The sequence below is a fragment of the Acetobacter tropicalis genome, assembly GCF_001580915.1.
GTDB classification, from domain to species: Bacteria; Pseudomonadota; Alphaproteobacteria; order Acetobacterales; family Acetobacteraceae; genus Acetobacter; species Acetobacter tropicalis.
This window is the reverse complement of sequence record NZ_LHZQ01000056.1, coordinates 1-1,194: the sequence shown is the minus strand read 5'-3', so window position 1 is coordinate 1,194 and position 1,194 is coordinate 1. Positions and strand designations below refer to the sequence as shown.

3 protein-coding genes and 1 pseudogene are annotated in these 1,194 nt (G+C 55.4%); all 4 read left to right on the top strand.

What is annotated here, in order from left to right; genetic code table 11:
• Positions 1 to 192 (top strand): annotated as a pseudogene (locus tag AD944_RS00360) (IS5/IS1182 family transposase); the annotation flags it as partial.
• A 107-nt stretch (positions 193 to 299) separates the two neighbouring features.
• Positions 300 to 659 (top strand): IS66-like element accessory protein TnpA, encoded by a 360-nt coding sequence (gene tnpA, locus AD944_RS00355; RefSeq protein ID WP_045542051.1) that lies wholly within the window; start codon positions 300 to 302, stop codon positions 657 to 659.
• Positions 656 to 907: an IS66 family insertion sequence element accessory protein TnpB gene (tnpB, locus tag AD944_RS00350; protein WP_145912810.1), complete on the top strand. Its 252-nt coding sequence runs from the start codon at positions 656 to 658 to the stop codon at positions 905 to 907. Before tnpA ends, tnpB begins: the two co-directional genes overlap by 4 nt.
• Positions 908 to 943: 36 nt before the next feature.
• Positions 944 to 1,194: transposase (locus AD944_RS00345; RefSeq protein ID WP_148089318.1), on the top strand; the 251-nt coding region annotated here is incomplete at its 3' end.

The following is a 1,194-nucleotide window of genomic DNA, read 5'->3' as shown; positions in this document are numbered from 1 at the left end:
TTCTTTGATGTTGAAGAGCGCCTGGCTCGCCTGAGCGGGTTTGGCGATCAACTTGAGGCGTTTTCCCGGACTGTGGATTTTGAGGTGTTCCGCCCTGATCTGGACAAGCCCCTGTCTTATTCGGACGGGCGCAAGGGTGGGCGTCCGCCGTTTGATCCGGTGCTGATGTTCAAGATCCTGGTGATCCAGACACTCAACAATCGTAATCGGCCGCTTGAGGCCGCCTTATGCCTGAGGATTGTGACTGGTAACTTACCGTCGTTAACGACGTCGTTATTGACGTCGTTCGGGAGGTAAATATGGCTCAGGAAATCCTGATTGGCGTTGAACGCCGTCGCCGCTGGCCGGACGAACGGAAGCTGGAGATTCTGGCTGAAGTTGGTGTGGACGGGGCAAGTGTATCGGATGTGGCACGTCGGCATGGCCTGACCCGCCAACATCTTTACCAGTGGCGTAATTCATTCCGTCAAAGACTGTCTTCCCCAGATCAGTCTGTGGCGTTTGTTCCTGTTGCTTCCGTGAATGCACCCACTGTGGCGTCTGGCGATGATACTGACGAGTTGGCCATTGTGCTGCGCAATGGCCGTTGTATCAGGGTGACGGGACATCCTGCCGAAGAGCTTCTGGCGCGGGTTATCCGGATCGCGGAGACGGCATGATTGGCGTGGGCAACGGTGTGCGTGTCTATCTGGCCTGCGGGGTTACGGATATGCGCAAGGGCATATCGGGGCTGGCCGCACTTGCACAGGACAGGCTGCGTCAGGACCCGACATCGGGCGCTCTCTTCGCCTTTCGCGGTCGCCGGGGGGACAGGATCAAGCTTCTGACATGGGACGGTCAGGGGTTCTGCCTTTATTACAAGGTGGAGGGTTCGAAAAACCCCCTGGTTTTGAGGTCTTCTGTATGATTCTATTTCTTCTGCGTTGATTGAGGGAATGGCGATATGAAGCAGTCTGGTTTCTTTGATGTTGAAGAACGTCTTGCCCGGCTGAGTGGGCTTGGCGATCAGCTCGAAGCGTTTTCCCGGACTGTGGATTTTGAAGCGTTCCGTCCTGATCTGGACAAGGCCCTGGCGTATTCTGACGGAAGCAAAGGCGGACGACCGCCATTTGATCCTGTGCTGATGTTCAAAATTCTGGTGATCCAGACGCTCAACAATTTGTCTGATGAGCGGACGGAATATCTGATCAACGA